Raw genomic sequence first — 14,434 nt, 5'->3', positions numbered from 1 at the left:
TGCACGATCGCGCATGAGCCGTGCTTGGCCTGGGTCACGTGTCCTGGATGGCGCCGGCTGTGCGGACCGGACCCGGATCACGGAGGTCGTGGGAGGATGGGCCTCGAGCTGCGCGTCGCTGGACGCGAGTTCCGCGCCGAGGCGGCGTTGTTCGACAAGGACGGGACGATCATCGACCTCCACGGGCCGTGGACGGTCTGGGGTGAGGCGGTGATCGACGAGTTGGTCACGAGGCACCCGTCGTTGTCGGCCCCCGCCCTGCGCGGCGCCATCGGGCTCGCGGACGGGCGCGTGCTGCCCGACAGTGCGCTGGCCGGCGGGACCGTCGAGGTGCTGAACCACACCCTGTCCCGGGAGCTGGCGGACCTCGCCGTTGTCCGGGCTGACGAGGAAGTGGCGAGGGCGATCGAACGCGTCGACGCCCGCATCGACATCGAGGCGCACGTCGCCGCACTCCCGGGGGCGGTGGAGGCGGTCGAACGGTGCCGTGTGGCCACCGGCTCGGTCGGCGTGGTGACGGCCGACACGACGGCCCGGGCCCGGGCACACCTGCGGCGCGTGGGGTTGGGTGACGCCGTACGCGTCGTGGTGGGCGCCGACCAGGTCGACCACGGAAAACCGGACCCCTCGGCCGTGCACGTGGCGTGCGCGCAGCTCGGTGTCGCCCCAGAGCGGGTCGTGTTCTTCGGGGACAGCGCGCACGATGCCCTTGCGGCGGAGCGCGCGGGGGTGCCCGTCTGCGTCCTGGTGCGCACGGACGCTCCCAACGACGCGCTCGATTCGGCCGTCTGGGCCGCCGCCTGGAGCGAGGTCGCGGTCGAGAAGGTTCGTGTCCGGGAGCGTGATCGCTAGTGATCGATCGTGCGTGTTTTGCGCTCCGAGCAATCGCGAGTAGTCCCCATTTTTGGGTGCCTCTCGGGCCGCCAGGCCCCGAGAGCCCGAAAGGCGGCGCGGACCCGCGCAGCGACACAGCGAGCCGTCGCGAGTCGGGATCACCGGGGCTTGACGGGGCCGGCCCGCGCCCGCAGGCTGCCGGACCGTCACACGTCAGCCACGCGACGTGAGTGAGAGCGGCGGAGTCCCCCCACGCACGGGGGCTCGGTCGGGAGGGACGTTCCCCGCGCTTCCAGCGTTGCGGCCAGCCGGGAGGCCGTGAATGACGACCGCCACCAGCGACGTCCGCTACCCGTGGTTCAAACGCCAGGACGTCGACGGGTTCTTCGCGCTGTTCCAGAACAACGCCGCGAACTTCATCATCGTGGCGGTGACCCTCCTGGGGTTCGGGTACCCGCCCGAGATCGTTTTCGGGCGCGTCATCCCCGGGGCCGCGGTCGCGGTGCTCGCCGGCAACCTCTACTACGCGTGGATGGCCGCGCGACTCGCCCGCCGCGAGCAGCGGACGGACGTGACCGCGCTCGCCTACGGCATCAGCACGCCGGTCATGTTCGTGTTCCTGTTCGGCGTCTCCCTGCCGGCGCTGGAGCTGACCGGCGACCCGGAGACCGCCTGGCGGGTCGCCACCGCCGCAGCCCTGCTCGCCGGCGTGGTCGAGGCGGCGTTCGCGCTGATCGGGCGGTGGGTGAAGCACCACCTCCCGCGCGCGGCGATGCTCGGCGCGCTCGCCGGAGTCGCGCTCACGTTCATCGCCGGAGAACTGCTCTTCACGGTGTTCGACGCACCGATCGTGGGGCTCGTCGCGCTCGCGATCGTGCTCGTCGCCTTCGTCGGCAAGGTGGCACTGCCGTTCCGGATCCCCGCCTCGCTCGTCGCGATCCTCATCGGCACCGCCCTGGCCTACGCGATCGGCGTTGCCGACACCGGCGAGGCCGCCGAGGGCCTCGACCGGGTCGGGTGGTGGCCGGCGGTGCCGACGGTCGCGGGGTTCGACGGCCTCACCCTGTTGTTCGGCGCCGCGGCGACCCTGCTGGCCGTCGTCCTGCCGATCACCCTCTACAACGCCGTAGAGACGATGAACAACGTCGAGGCCATGGAGGCGGCCGGCGACCGGTACGACGTGCGCGAGTGCCAAGCGGTCGACGGGGCCGGCACGGTCATCGGGGCGCTCTTCGGCTCGATGTTCCCGACCACCGTGTACATCGCCTCGGTCGGGTCGAAGTGGATGGGCGCCGGTCGCGGGTACAGCATCCTCAATGGCGCCGTCTACCTGCTTGCCGCCCTCTCGGGGCTCATCGCCGCGATGGCGGCGATCATCCCGCTCGCGGCGGTCGGGCCGATCCTGGTGTTCGTGGGTATCTCGATGATCGCCACCGCGTACCAGACGACCGAGGTCCGCCACCACGCAGCCGTGGCGATCGCGATGTTGCCGTACTTCGCGAACTGGGTGATGACGCAGTTCGACGGGGAGGCACCCGAGGTCCTCGCCGACGTCTCCGAGGGCATCGTCCCGCTCGGGCAGGGCGCGTTGTTCACGGCCATGCTGCTCGGCGCGATCACCGTGTTCGTCATCGACGTCCGCTTCTACCGCGCGGCGGTGGTCGCCCTGGTCGGCGCGGGGCTCTCGTTCGTCGGTGTCATCCATGCCCCGGAGCTGGGGTTGAACGCGTCACCCGACTACAGCATCGCCTACGTGCTGGTCGCGGCGTTGCTCGCGGGGTGCGGCGCGGCCCGACTCGGTGAGCGCAAGGTCGGTGAGCCGGTACCCGATCCGATCGTCGAGCAGACGGTCAGCGCCGACGACGAGCCCCCGCCCGACCGCGGGGGCCACGGGGGCTGACCGGGGCGAGTGCCGCCGCTGTCGTGCTTGCCGCCGGCCCTTTGCGGGCTGGTGCGCGCATCGGTGTGTCCGAACCGTGACCGGTGCGCCCCCGGCCGTGACCCGCCGCCCGATTCGCAGCCTCGGGCGCGAACGGGGATGATCGGGGCATGCCGTTCTGGACACCGTCGACGCGGTTCGACCGCGCGCGACCCGCCCGCGGGGTGCTCGGATTCGCGGCCGCGCTCGTGGTCATCATGGCGGTCGCAGCGATCGTGCAGTTCCTCGTCGGCGCGCTCGCGCCGTTCATCGCCGAGGACCTGGACACGACGCGTGCCGAGCTGGGGCTCCTGACGAGCGTTCTGTTCACCTCCGCAGCGGTCCTGTCGCCGGTGGCCGGTCCCCTGGTCGACCGCCTCGGCGCTGGCGTCATGGTGGTGACGCTGCTCGTCGCGAGCGTCGCGACGTTGCTGCTGATGGCGGCGGCGCCGGCGGTCGGGTGGCTGCTCGTCGCGATGGTCGTCGGCGGTGTCGGCATCGCGGTCATGAACCCCGTGACGAATCTGCTCATCGCGGAGCGGCTGCCGGCGGGGCGGCGCGGCGTCGTGACCGGGGTGAAGCAGTCGGGCGTGCTCGCCGGCAGTGCGCTGGCCGGGGTCGGCGCCGCGCCGCTCGCGGCGTGGGTGGGGTGGCGCAGCGCGCTGGTGATCCTGGCGGTCGTGACGCTGCTGCTCGCGGCCGCCGCGGTGCGCGCGGTGCGCGGCCGGGTCGTGCCCGACGAGCGCGCGGCGCCGAGCGTCGCGCCCGGGGCGGTTCCCACGGTCCGGGTGGGTTGGCTCTCGGCCTACGCGCTCGCGATGGGTGCGGCCGCGTCCTCGTTCGGCGCCTTCCTCGTCATCTACGCCGTGGAGTCCCTCGACTTCGCGCCGAGCACGGCGGGCGCCGCGTTCGGCTTCGGGTCCGCGGTGGGCGTCGTCGCCCGGGTGTGGTGGGGACGGGCGACCGAGCGCAGACAGCGGGTCGCGCCGGCGTTGCTGCTGCTCGCCGTGCTCGCGACCCTCGGCCAGGCGGCGATCTGGGCCGCGCAGCTGCAGGGGGCGCTGCTGTGGATCGGGGCGCTGCTGTTCGGCTGCAGCGCGATGTCCTGGAACGCCGTCGGGATGCTCGCCGTCATCCGCGGAGCGCCGAACGGTCGGACGGGACGGGCCTCGGGGATCGTGCAGGCAGCCTTCTACGGCGGGTTCATCGTCGCCCCGGTCCTGTTCGGCGCGGCGGTGGACCACACGGACGGCTACGACCTCGCGTGGGCGGGCACGACCGCGATGTTCGCGCTCGCGGCCGTCATCGCGGGCGTGCACGTCGTGTTGGAGCGGCGCGATGCCGTGGCGCTCGAGCACGACGCGCCTTGATGGCGGGTCGGGCGGGCGGCTCGACAGGTCTCAGGCGACGCTGAGGAGGAAGACGCCGACGGCGATGACCGCCGCGGCGATCACCCGCTGCGCGGTGCTGCGCTCGCCGAGCAGGAGCACTCCCATGGCGGTCGCGACCACGATGCTCGCCTCGCGCGCGGGCGCGACGTACGAGACCGGGGCCAGGGTGAACGCCCACAGGACGAGCATGTAGGCGAGCGGCGCGAGCAGGGCGATGCCGACGATGGAGGTACGGGCGTCGCGGCCGACGCGACGGAGCTCGTCCCAACGTCCCCACACGGCCGGGGCCAGCAGGCCCACGCGGCCCACCGTTCCGCCCCAGTGGTAGAGGATCGGCGTCAGCGTGAGCGTCTGCATGGCGTACCCGTCCCAAACGGTGTAGCCCGCGATCATCGTCGCCGTCGCGAGCGCGTAGAACAGCGGAGGGCCCAGGGGGTTCCGCACGACCCCGACCCCGGACGATCTGGGGGCGCCGCCGCGGGCGGTGAGGCCGATCCACACCACACCCCCCGCGACCGCGACGGCTCCGGCGAGGGCCAAGAGCGTGGGCTGCTCCCCGAGGAGCAGCACGGCACCGCCCACCGCGATCAGGGGCGCGAGACCTCGCGCGAACGGGTACACGAACGAGAGGTCGCCGGTGGCGTAGCCGCGCTGCAGCAGCACGACGTAGGCGCTGTGCAGCACGGCGCTACCGAGCATCAGCACGAGCGCCGCGACGCCGACCTCCGCGGAGGTCACGAGGGCGGCTCCGAGGGCGATCGGTGCCCAGAGCACCATCTCGACCACCGTGTAGATCCAGACGAAGGCGACCCCGCGCGCGCCCCCGCGCTTGGCAAGCAGGTTCCACGACGCGTGCGCGAGCGCGGCGAGCAGGACGAGGGCGACCGCTCCGGCGGTCACGCCGGATCACCCTTCAGCGGTTCGGCGTGCATCCCGCCACGGGACGCGCGGTGGGTGGATCGGGGGGACGGACAGGGGGTCACGCGGCTCCGGGGGTCGGGGCGCCGGCCGCCGGTCCCACTCCCCGCGCGTGGGACCGCCACGGCCGCAGCATCGTGAGGTGGATCGGATGCTACGGGTGCGCGGCCGTGCGCCCCAATCGGTCCACCTCGACGCGTTGGCCGGGTGCGGGTGGCCGATCCGGCGTCAGTCGTTTTCCATGGACTCCAGGAGGATGTTCCGGAGGTCCTCGGCGGTCACCTCGCGCGGTGCCCCGACGAGCAGGCGCTGCTGGGCGAGCGCGCCCTCGACGAGGGTGTCGAGGTCGGCCTCGTCGTAGCCGAACGCGGCGACGCCGCGGGGCTGCCCGACGTCGGCGAACAGCGACACAAGGGCGTCGGGTAGTGCGTCCCGTGGCGAGCGCGCGCGGTGCACGTCCGCCCCCAGCAGCTCGGCCGCGTGGGTGTGCCGCTCGGGCTGGGCCGGCTGGGTGAACCGGAACGCCGCGGGCGCGGTCACCCCCACGGACTGGCCGTGGGGGACCAGCGGCGCGTCGGGGTAGCCCTCGGGCCGGTAATGCTCCACCCGGCCGGCGATCGGGTAGCCGCAGGCATGCGGGACGTGGACACCGGCGTTGCCGAACCCGAGGCCGGCAAAGGTAGCGGCGAGCATCATGTCGCTGCGTGCCTCGAGATCGTGGCCGTTGTGCACGGCCCGCCGGAAGGAGCGCGCCAGCAGCGACAGCGCTCGCTCGCACCAGACGTCCGAGATCGGGTTGGCGCCGCAGTAGGCCACGCGCTCGTGGGGCTGCCCCCGAGGGCGCGCGTCGTAGGGGCGCGAGGTGTACGACTCGAGCGCGTGCGTGAGCACGTCGACGCCGGCGGCTGCGGTCACCTGGGGCGGAACCGACAGGGTGGTGAGCGGGTCCACGATCGCGAGCGACGGGCGCAGGCGCGGGTGGCTGATGCCGGACTTGACGCCCAGCCCGAGGATGTCGAGCACGCACACCGGCGTGCTCTCCGAACCGGTGCCCGCGGTGGTGGGGACGGCGACGATCGGTGTCACCTCCCCGGTGGCGCGTGGCCTCGGCCGACGGGCGGGTTGACGTAGTCCATCAGGTCGCCGCCGTGGCTCGTGAGGAGGCTCACGGCCTTTGCGGTGTCGATGACCGAGCCTCCGCCGACGGCGAGGAAGGCGTCCCACTCGCCCGGTGCCGCGTGGGCCGCTGCCGCCCGCAGGCTCTCGTCGGTGGGCTCGACGTGGACGCTCGCGTAGAGGTCGCACTTGATCCCCGCGTCCGAGAGCTGCTCGAGCACGCGCTCGGGCAGGCCGGTCGCGGCGACACCGGGGTCGGTGAGCAGCAGGATGCGCTCCGCCCCCCACCGGCCCAGGTCATGGCCGAGCTCGTCCACGGCCCCGGCCCCGAACTTGATGGGAGGGCCGCCCCAGGTGAAGACCGTGTCGGTGAGGTAGGAGGTCATGGATCCTCGTGTCCTCGGCCGTGGGTCGATGCCACGTGACATGATGCCCGAGGTGCGGTGCGATGGCGTCACCCGGATCGGGCGGAGGCAACCATCGCACCGACGGTGCCGAATCCGGAGGGTCCAGTGAGCACGGTTCGAACGATCGAGCACGGCGACGGTGTACGGGAGCTCGTCCTGTCCGCCCCCGAGCGGCGGAACGCCATGAACCTCGAGATGTCCACCGAACTGCGCGCGGCGGCCGCGGCCTGCCGGGAGGCGGGCGATCGGGTCGTGGTCGTCTCCGGCGAGGGGAAGGCCTTCTGCGCGGGGGCGGATCTGCCGGAACTGTTCGGCCATCCCGATCGGCCGGTGGCGCAGACCCACGAGCTGTTGCAGGACTACTACCGGGCCTTCCTGGACCTGCGTGACCTGCCGGTACCGGTGATCGCTGCGGTCCAGGGCGCCGCGGTCGGGGCGGGGCTCAACCTCGCCCTCTCGTGCGACATTCGGATCGCCGGGCACGACGCCACCTTCGGCGCGACGTTCGCGAGGATCGGCCTGCATCCCGGAGGAGGCTGCACCCTGTTCCTCGTGCGTCGTCTGGGGGCCTCGCGGGCGTTGCGCACGCTGCTGCTCGGCGAATCACTGGACGCGGCGCGTGCGGTCGAGTGGGGGCTGGCCGACGGGCCGTACGAGGAGCCGCGGGACGCTGCCCTCGAGCTCGCGGCCCGCTGCGCCCAGGTGCCCGACGACCTCCGCGGACACATCGTCGCCACCACGCGCCTCGCAGAGGACACGGACGATCTCGACGCGGTCCTCGCGCAGGAGACGTGGGCCCAGGCCGTGTCCGCCAGCAGCCCCCAGGTGCAGGAGTGGGTCGACCGCTTCCGCTAGCCGTCGATCCCGGCGACGGGCCCGGCTCCGTCGGTGAGGAACGCGGTGAGCTCGACCGCCACGATCGCCGGGGCGTCGAACTGGACGAGATGGTCGGCGTCGGGGATCGCTCGGAATCGTGCGTCCGGGATGCGTGCCGCCAACTCCCGGCCCTGCTCGGCGGGGAGCCACTGGTCCTCCTCGCCCCACAGCACCAGGGTCGGGATCGCGATCTCGTCCAGCCGCTGCTCGACCTCCTCGGTCCAGCGCTGGTCGTTCTGCGTGATCTGCCGGTACAACGCGGCCTTGCCGCGCTCGCCCAGCCACGGCGCCGCCAGCCGATCGACCACCCCGGGCGCCGGCCGTGACTGCATCGGCCAGCCGACGTAGCCGCGCACCAGCCCCTCGTGGACCGGGTCGGGCAGCTGGTTGAGCGTGTCGGCGTGGTCGCTGGCGAGTTGGAAGAAGCCCGTGCCCCAAGGCGCGAGCGCCACCGCGTCGAGCAGGGCCAGGCGAGCGTAGGGGCGCTGCTCGACCAGCAGCGCCCGCAGCGCGACGGCGCCCCCAAAGTCGTGACCGACCACGTGCGGGGAGTCCAGCCCCCAATGGTCGAGCAGCGCGGCGAGTACGCGCCCCTGTGCGGCCAGGGACACGTCCTGGCCGTCGTGCTGTGCGCTGCTGCCGTAGCCCGCGAGGTCGTAGGCGTACACGGTGAACCGATGCGCCAGCGCCCGTGCGACCTCGTGCCACACGAACGACGAGAACGGTGTCCCGTGCACCAGCACCACGGGCGGTCCCTGGCCCCGGACGTCCCAGCGAACCTCCCCCTGCTCGCTGTCGAACGACCGGGTGAGCTCCCAGTCAGCGGTCATCTCCTTCTCCTTCCTCGCGGGCTGCGGGCAGTCGTGGTGCGGGTTCGGACGGGCTGTCCCGGCGCTTCGCTCGGGATGGCAGGGCGAGGGCACCGCCGAGCGCGGCGAACGTTGCCACGGCGAAGGCCCACGCGAGCCCTGCCTGATCGGTCAGCGCGCCGGCGAGCGGGGCGCCGGCACTCTGACCGATCGCGAGGATCGCGAAGGCCGCGGCCACGGCGGTGGCGGGGCGGTCGGGACGATCGCGGACGCTCCACACGATGAGGAGCCCGGTGAGCACCATATAACCGGCGCCGAACGCGCCGGCGGCGGCGTAGGCGGGTACGGGCGAGGACGGGCCGCTCCCCAGCCACGCGAGGGAGGCGGCCAGCGGTGTCCAGCCGATCAGCAGCGCGGTTCGTAGTCCGTAGCGCACCGACAGACTGCCGGCCCCCGCACCGGCCAGCCCGCCCACGCCGGCCGCCATCCACGCGGTGCGTCCGACCAGCGGCGACAGGCTGCCGAGCGTCTCGAGCGCCTCGCGCCCGAAGCTCCAGAAGGCGGCGCTGGCCACCCCCAGGAGCGCAGCCGCGGCGACCAGGGCAGGGCTCAGCACGTGCCGGTGAGCGGTCCCGGCGGTGACGGGCACGAACGGGTCGTCAAGGGCTGTCGAGCCGGTGCCCGCGCGCCCGGCCCCGCCCGCACCCGTGTGCCGGGAGGCCGCAGGGTCGGTGGCGGGGGAGCGCGCTGCCCCGCGATCCGGCCGCGGCGCACGGCTCGGCGCCCGCAGCGCGACCGCGACGGAGGCGGTAGCCAACAGCGCGACGCCGGCGAAGACCCACCAGGCGGTGCGCCAGGCGGCGGCGACGGTGAGCGCGACCGGGACGGCCGCGATCAACCCCAGGGACGTGCCGGCGTTGATCACCGTCTGCGCGGCCGGCCGGACGGCCACGGCGAGCCGGTGCTCGACGGCGCTGGCCAACGCGGGTGAGGCCAACCCGGTCGAGGCGCCCCCGACGAACGCTGCCACCCCGAGCGCGACCGCGACGGGCGCGGCCGCGACGCCGGCGGTACCCGCGACCGCCGCGAGACCTCCCCCGACGGCGACCGTGCGGGCACCCAGGCGCCCGACGAGCCGGCCGACCGCCAGGAGCGCGGTGAGATAGCCGGCGAACGAGGCGCCCATCACGACGCCGATGACGGTCGCCGTCACGTCGAACGCGGCCTGCAGCTCCGGTACGAAGAGTCCCAGGGCGAACCGTGCGAGCCCGTAGGTCACCGCGATCAGTCCGGCACCCGCCGCCACGAGCTCCCGCATGTCCGCACTCCAGTAGTTAGACAGATCGGTCTGTCTAACCGATGGTAGGCTTGCGGTATTCCCGAGAGGGGAGACGAATGCCGCGACCCAGTCGCCGGGACGATCTGCTGCGCGTCGCCGGGCAGCACTTCTACCGGGCGGGCATCACCGCGACCGGCGTCGACACGCTCGTGGCCGACGCCGGCGTCGCGAAGATGACGCTCTACAGCAACTTCGGCTCCAAGGACGAGTTGGTCGTCGCCTACCTCGAGGACCGGGACGCGCGCTTCTTCGCGCGGCTCGAGGCCGAGATCGACGGGCGCGACGAGCCCGTCGCCCGGGCGCTGGCACCGGTGGACCTCTACGTGCGCTACCTGGACGAGCGGGGCTTCCGCGGATGCGCGTTCGTCAACGCCGCAGCCGAGCTGCCCGACGAGCATCCCGGCCGCGCGGTGGTGGCACGCCACAAGAGCCGGATGCTGCGCCGCTGGGTCGAGTTGATCGCCGAGGCGGGCGTGGACGACGCCGAGACGGTCGCGAGAGAGTGCGCGTTCGTGCTCGAGGGCGCGTTCGCCCTCGCGGGTCTCGGACTCGTGACCGACGGCCTGGCGAGCGCGCGGGAGCTCGTCCGGCGACGGCTGGCAGGTGACTGACCTTTCCACAGCCTCGCCGGGCTGTTTCGGCCGGGATGTCGGCCCTCCCCGGTACCGTTCCGGGCATGGGGCAGCGGAGGACCGAGAGGATCGAACTGAACGAGGTGACCACCGCGACGCGTGAGCGTGCCGCGACGTTGTTGTGCGACCTCGCCGGGGACGATGCGGCGTTGCGAGACGACCAGGCCGAGGCGATCGGCGCGCTCGTGGACGAGTGTCGTCGTGCGCTCGTGGTGCAACGGACCGGGTGGGGGAAGTCGGCGGTCTACTTCATCGCCACCCGGCTGCGCCGTGACGCGGGGGCGGGGCCGACGTTGCTCGTGAGCCCGCTGCTCGCGCTCATGCGAGATCAGATCGCGGCCGCGCAGCGGATCGGCCTCGCGGCGGAGACGATCAACTCGACCAACGTGGGCGATTGGCAGGACGTCGCCAGCCGTACGACGGACGGCGGGGTCGATCTCCTGCTGATCTCCCCCGAGCGGCTCAACCATCCCGGGTTCCGCCGCGACGTGCTCGAGCCCCTCGCGGGACACGTCGGCATGGTCGTCATCGACGAGGCGCACTGCATCAGCGACTGGGGCCACGACTTCCGGCCGGACTACCGGCGCATCCGCGACGTGCTCGCCGCGCTGCCCGACGGCACACCGGTGCTCGCGACCACCGCGACCGCGAACGAGCGCGTCATCGCCGACGTCGCCGACCAGCTCGGTGCCGACCCGATCACGCTCCGGGGCGACCTCGACCGCGCGAGCCTCGTGCTCGACCTCCGCGACCTCGGCGGGATGCCCGAACGCCTCGCGTGGCTCGCGGACTGGGTGCCCACCACTCCGGGTTCGGGGATCGTCTACTGCCTCACTGTCGCCGATGCCGAACGGGCCGCGCAGTTCCTCGCCGCCGAGGGCCTCGACGCGGTCGCGTACACCGGCCGCACGGATCCCGCGGAGCGTGAGCGGATCGAGGCCTTGCTCGTGAGCAACGAGGTGGCCGTCGTCTGCGCGACGACCGCGTTGGGGATGGGCTACGACAAGCCCGATCTCGCGTTCGTCGCCCACCTCGGCCTGCCGGCCAGCCCCATCGCGTACTACCAGGCGATCGGGCGGGCGGGCCGTGCGCTCGACCGCGCCGAGGTGGTCGCCTTGCCGGGCCCCACCGACGAACGCATCTGGGAGCACTTCGAACGGCAGGCGCTCCCGTCCGAGAGTCGGGTCCGGGAGGTGCTCGACGCGTTGACCGCGTACGACGAGCCGGTGTCGACCGCGAAGCTCGAACGCGACGTGAACCTGCGGCGCACGATGCTGGAGCTCGTGCTCAAGGTCACCGACGTCGACGGCGCGGTCGATCGCGTCGACGGGGGATGGGTGGCGACCGGGCGGCCGTGGCGCCCCGATCCGGAGCGGTTGGCGCGGGTGCGAGCCGCCCGAGAGGCCGAGGCCGAGGCGATGCGGACGTACCGGGCCCGCACCGGTTGCCTGATGGCGTTCCTGCGGGCCGAGCTCGACGACACCGACGGTCGGGGACCCGACGATCCGGCCGTGGCCTGTGGACGCTGTGCTCGCTGCACCGGCGAGCGCATCGGCCCTTCGGCACCTGACCCCGATCGCGTGTCGCGGGCGCAACGCAGCCTGCGCGGCCGGGACGTGGTGCTCGACGCCCGGCGCCAGTGGCCCGTCGGGCTCGCCGACCGCCGGGGGAGGCTCGCGCACCCGCCGCGGCCGGGCAGAGCGTTGGCGATCGGCGCCGACCACGGGTGGGAGCACCCCCTCGACCTCCTCCTCGAGCATGCTGGCGACCCGCGCGCGGGCGGTGCCACGGCCGCGCTGCGCTCCGCGTTCGCCGAAGTCCTCGACGGTCTCGTCGCGGTCCTGGCGCGCTGGGACTGGGACCGCCGTCCCACGTGGATCGCCACGGTGCCCTCCCGCCGCCGGGGCCCGATGGTCGCCGCGATCGCCGACGAACTCGCCACACGTGGACGCCTGGAACGGGCCGACCCGTTGGTCCGCGTGGACGACACCGCACCGCAGCGGCCCCGTGCCAACTCTTCTCAGCAGGTCTCCGGTGCCCTCGCCGCCCTCGGGACCGACCCCGACGTGACCCTCCCCGCGGGCCCCTGCCTGCTCATCGACGACGTCGCGCACTCCCGCTGGACGGTGGCGGTGGCCGCCGAGCTCCTCGGCGAGGCCGGCGCCGACGAGGTGCTCCCGCTCGTGTTGCACCACGATCCCTGAAACCGCTGCGAGCGGGCGGGCTCGTCGGGCGGCGGGGTGGCCCCACCGAGCGGCTCAACGGGCGGTGAGCAGCCCGGCGGGGGTCCAGCCCCGCCGCCGCGCGTGGGGGCTCAGCCGCAGTCGGAGTCCGGAACCGAGCATGGCCCCGAGCTGGTGGCGATAGTCCTCGTCGTCCACCGCCCACGGTTGGAGCGCCATCACGGCGATGTCGCGGATCCCGGGCGGGAAGTCCTCGTTCCCGTCCAGCGTCGCCCACCGCAGCCACATCCTCTCGTGCGACCAGCCGAACGTGCGGCACGACTCGACCCAACCGTCGGCGACGTGCTGCACGTCGGCGACCCAGACGAGGCCGAGCCGGCCACCGAACCGCCCGCCGTCCCGCACCCCGACCGCGGCCTGAACTCGAGCCGGCCGCGCCATTTGAGCGCACACCAGCGTTTCCGCCAGGGCCGAGCCTCGCCCGCCGGAACCCGGGGTGCGCGCGCCCACGAGCAGGTGTGGCGCGTGTGCGTCGCCCACCACGACCGTGAGGAGGTCGCTGCTGCCGCCGCGGACCTGACGCCCGAGGTCGCGGCGGATGGCACGGATGGCGCGGTTCCAGGTGCGCATGGGGGTAGGTTGCCGCGAGGGATGCCGGACACCCGGGAATCGGTCGTATCGGCTTGTGGATCGTGAGCGCGGAGCCCGTCGGCGTCAGGTCATCCCGAGGAGAACGCGCCGGCGTCGCGGGCTCGCCCGAGCTCGGTGCGGGAGAGCCCGAGCACCTCCGCGAGCAGGGGTTCGGTGTCGCCGCCGAAGGTCGGTGCCGCCGTCGGGGGCGCGATCGATCTCCCGCCGGTGCTGAGCGCGCTGCCAGCGGCGAGCAACCGGCCGATGCCGGGCTGGTCCAACCATGAGACGACCCCTGCGGTCACCTCGGGTGCCGGTCGCGCGTTTCCCTCGGGAGCCCGGTCGGACTCGAGTGCCGAGGCCTCGCCGGCGCACGCGTGCACGAGCTCGTCCACCGTGCGGTAGCGCTGAACCAGTACCGCGGCGTCCGCGAAGGTCGCGGCCACCTCCTCGGCGGTCCGTGCGGCGAACCACGGTCGCAGCAGCGCCGCGAGGGCCTCGCGCAGTTCGAATCGCCCCGCTTCGTCGTCGAGGTCCACGCCGGTGCCCTGTTCGAGGGCGGCCACGGCCTCTTCCAGCCCGGTGATGGCCACCAGCTCCCGCCACTGGCGTGGGGTGATCGCAACGACCATGACGCGCTCCCCGTCCGCGGTCGGGAAGTCGGTGCCGAACGTGCCGTACACGAAGTTGCCGTCGCGATCCCGATCGTCGATCCCGAGCGACCGTTCGGCGAGGAATCCGAGGTGCCCGAGTGTGGAGACCGCGACGTCCGCGAGCGACAGCCGCAGGTGCCCGCCCGAGCCGGTGCGGGCGCGCTGGCGCTCGAGGGCGACCGCGGCGAGCGCCGCGAGCTCGCCCGCAGCGACATCCCAGGCCGGCAGGACGTGGTTGACCGGCACCCCCAGGTCCCCGGGGCCGGTGAGCAGCGGCACCCCGGTCGCCGCGTTGATCGTGTAGTCGACGGCGGCACCGCCGTTCGGAGTCCCGGTGAGCTGGACGTGCACGAGGTCCTCGCGGTGGGTGCGCAGCTCCTCGTCGGCGAGCCAGGGCCTACCGATGACGTTGGTCAGGAACACCCCCGCGTCGGGGGCGGCGTCGGTGATCAGGCGCGTCGCGAGCTCGCGACCGGCGATGTTGCGCAGGTTCAGGGCGACCGACCGCTTGCCCTTGTTGAGGCTCGCCCAGTAGATGCTCTCGCCGTTCTCGCTACGGGGGAGGCGTCCGAGGTCGGCCGCGCCGCCGGCCGGGTCGAGCCGGACGACCTCGGCGCCGAGCTGCGCGAGCAGCATCCCCGCGAGGGGGATGGCGACGAACGAACCGTGCTCGACGACCCGAACGCCCTCCAATGGCAACGCCACCCCGTCCTGAACCATGGTGGACG

General features: G+C 73.4%; 11 protein-coding genes and 1 pseudogene. 6 read left to right on the top strand and 6 right to left on the bottom strand.

The genetic code is table 11. The annotated features are described in order from the left end of the window. The first annotated feature begins 96 nt into the window (after positions 1-96). The 3 genes from ER308_RS08265 (at position 97) to ER308_RS08255 (ending at position 4,122) form a co-directional block, all read left to right on the top strand. Complete coding sequence (locus ER308_RS08265; protein ID WP_131154541.1) at positions 97-852, top strand: HAD family hydrolase; 756 nt, start codon at positions 97-99, stop codon at positions 850-852. A gap of 304 nt (positions 853-1,156) precedes the next feature. Further along, the gene (locus ER308_RS08260; protein WP_131154540.1) at positions 1,157-2,734 is read left to right on the top strand and encodes a SulP family inorganic anion transporter; all 1,578 of its coding nucleotides are present in this window, start codon (positions 1,157-1,159) and stop codon (positions 2,732-2,734) included. 149 nt (positions 2,735-2,883) lie between these two features. Then, positions 2,884-4,122 carry an MFS transporter gene (locus tag ER308_RS08255; RefSeq protein WP_131154539.1) on the top strand — a complete coding sequence of 413 codons (1,239 nt, stop codon included), beginning with the start codon at positions 2,884-2,886 and terminating at the stop codon, positions 4,120-4,122. A gap of 30 nt (positions 4,123-4,152) precedes the next feature. On the opposite strand, the gene ER308_RS08250 is transcribed toward ER308_RS08255, so the two are convergent. Next, positions 4,153-5,043 (bottom strand): EamA family transporter, encoded by an 891-nt coding sequence (locus tag ER308_RS08250; protein WP_131154538.1) that lies wholly within the window; start codon positions 5,041-5,043, stop codon positions 4,153-4,155. A gap of 246 nt (positions 5,044-5,289) precedes the next feature. Continuing rightward, positions 5,290-6,563, bottom strand: a pseudogene (locus ER308_RS08245) (hydroxyacid-oxoacid transhydrogenase). A gap of 126 nt (positions 6,564-6,689) precedes the next feature. Here ER308_RS08245 and ER308_RS08240 point away from each other — a divergent pair. Beyond that, entirely contained in the window at positions 6,690-7,439 is a 750-nt protein-coding gene (locus ER308_RS08240) for an enoyl-CoA hydratase-related protein (protein ID WP_205745965.1), read from the top strand. Here the strand turns inward: ER308_RS08240 and ER308_RS08235 are convergent. Beyond that, positions 7,436-8,290 (bottom strand): alpha/beta fold hydrolase, encoded by an 855-nt coding sequence (locus tag ER308_RS08235; RefSeq protein WP_131154537.1) that lies wholly within the window; start codon positions 8,288-8,290, stop codon positions 7,436-7,438. The genes ER308_RS08240 and ER308_RS08235 overlap by 4 nt on opposite strands. Beyond that, positions 8,280-9,587: an MFS transporter gene (locus ER308_RS08230; RefSeq protein WP_131154536.1), complete on the bottom strand. Its 1,308-nt coding sequence runs from the start codon at positions 9,585-9,587 to the stop codon at positions 8,280-8,282. Before ER308_RS08230 ends, ER308_RS08235 begins: the two co-directional genes overlap by 11 nt. A 77-nt stretch (positions 9,588-9,664) precedes the next feature. On the opposite strand from ER308_RS08230, the gene ER308_RS08225 reads away from it, so the two are divergent. Both ER308_RS08225 and ER308_RS08220 read left to right on the top strand, forming a co-directional pair. Next, a complete protein-coding gene (locus tag ER308_RS08225) occupies positions 9,665-10,219 on the top strand; it encodes a TetR/AcrR family transcriptional regulator (RefSeq protein ID WP_165491912.1) in 555 nt (184 codons plus the stop codon). Between the two features lie 65 nt (positions 10,220-10,284). Further along, positions 10,285-12,444 (top strand): RecQ family ATP-dependent DNA helicase, encoded by a 2,160-nt coding sequence (locus ER308_RS08220; protein WP_131154534.1) that lies wholly within the window; start codon positions 10,285-10,287, stop codon positions 12,442-12,444. Between the two features lie 54 nt (positions 12,445-12,498). On the opposite strand, the gene ER308_RS08215 is transcribed toward ER308_RS08220, so the two are convergent. Both ER308_RS08215 and ER308_RS08210 read right to left on the bottom strand, forming a co-directional pair. Then, a complete protein-coding gene (locus ER308_RS08215; RefSeq protein ID WP_131154533.1) occupies positions 12,499-13,053 on the bottom strand; it encodes a hypothetical protein in 555 nt (184 codons plus the stop codon). Between the two features lie 89 nt (positions 13,054-13,142). Then, a complete protein-coding gene (locus ER308_RS08210) occupies positions 13,143-14,426 on the bottom strand; it encodes a CoA transferase (RefSeq protein ID WP_131154532.1) in 1,284 nt (427 codons plus the stop codon). Positions 14,427-14,434: the final 8 nt, after the last annotated feature.

The organism is Egibacter rhizosphaerae (assembly GCF_004322855.1).
GTDB lineage: Bacteria > Actinomycetota > Nitriliruptoria > Euzebyales > Egibacteraceae > Egibacter > Egibacter rhizosphaerae.
The sequence above is the reverse complement of the archived record's forward strand: the minus strand, read 5'-3'. Positions and strand labels throughout refer to the sequence as shown.

What these genes read in the sequence shown, in the direction of transcription:
- ER308_RS08230 (WP_131154536.1), bottom strand. Translation starts at nt 9,587, where the DNA reads ATGCGGGAGCTCGTGGCGGCGGGTGCCGGACTGATCGCGGTGACCTAC.
- ER308_RS08225 (WP_165491912.1), top strand. Translation starts at nt 9,665, where the DNA reads ATGCCGCGACCCAGTCGCCGGGACGATCTGCTGCGCGTCGCCGGGCAG.
- ER308_RS08215 (WP_131154533.1), bottom strand. Translation starts at nt 13,053, where the DNA reads ATGCGCACCTGGAACCGCGCCATCCGTGCCATCCGCCGCGACCTCGGG.
- ER308_RS08265 (WP_131154541.1), top strand. Translation starts at nt 97, where the DNA reads ATGGGCCTCGAGCTGCGCGTCGCTGGACGCGAGTTCCGCGCCGAGGCG.
- ER308_RS08210 (WP_131154532.1), bottom strand. Translation starts at nt 14,426, where the DNA reads ATGGTTCAGGACGGGGTGGCGTTGCCATTGGAGGGCGTTCGGGTCGTC.
- ER308_RS08220 (WP_131154534.1), top strand. Translation starts at nt 10,285, where the DNA reads ATGGGGCAGCGGAGGACCGAGAGGATCGAACTGAACGAGGTGACCACC.
- ER308_RS08235 (WP_131154537.1), bottom strand. Translation starts at nt 8,290, where the DNA reads ATGACCGCTGACTGGGAGCTCACCCGGTCGTTCGACAGCGAGCAGGGG.
- ER308_RS08255 (WP_131154539.1), top strand. Translation starts at nt 2,884, where the DNA reads ATGCCGTTCTGGACACCGTCGACGCGGTTCGACCGCGCGCGACCCGCC.
- ER308_RS08260 (WP_131154540.1), top strand. Translation starts at nt 1,157, where the DNA reads ATGACGACCGCCACCAGCGACGTCCGCTACCCGTGGTTCAAACGCCAG.